Below are 337 nucleotides of genomic sequence, written 5' to 3' on the forward strand. Positions count from 1 at the left end.
TCATTGCCGTCGCCACCACTCAACCAGTCGGTTCCTGCGCCGCCAGAAAGAGTGTCGTTTCCAGCTTCGCCTAGCAGAGTGTCATTACCTTCGAGTGCGTATATTGAATCATCATCATTAGTTCCTTGCAAAAAATCCGGAGCATCTGTGCCAACAATGTTCATAATAAATTCCAATACTTACCTTAAGCTTCGCTCGCCAAGGCTGCATACAATAAAGTTAACAAATTTTTAACTTTGCCCTGCAACGAGATCGATTATCGGCGTTGTTGCAGAACACACGCCTGAGGCGTGACTGCCCCTTACCCACTGAGGTCATGCCACGCGGACGATCTCGG

The 337-nt window shown here is 48.4% G+C and carries 1 protein-coding gene; it reads right to left on the minus strand.

The features are described 5' to 3' along the window. Nucleotides 1-164, minus strand: a 164-nt coding sequence (locus R0J92_RS22090) for a calcium-binding protein (protein WP_411053227.1), incomplete at its 3' end; no start/stop codon positions are given. Nucleotides 165-337: the final 173 nt, after the last annotated feature.

This window comes from Tritonibacter sp. SIMBA_163, from assembly GCF_046535935.1.
Lineage (GTDB): Bacteria > Pseudomonadota > Alphaproteobacteria > Rhodobacterales > Rhodobacteraceae > Epibacterium > Epibacterium scottomollicae.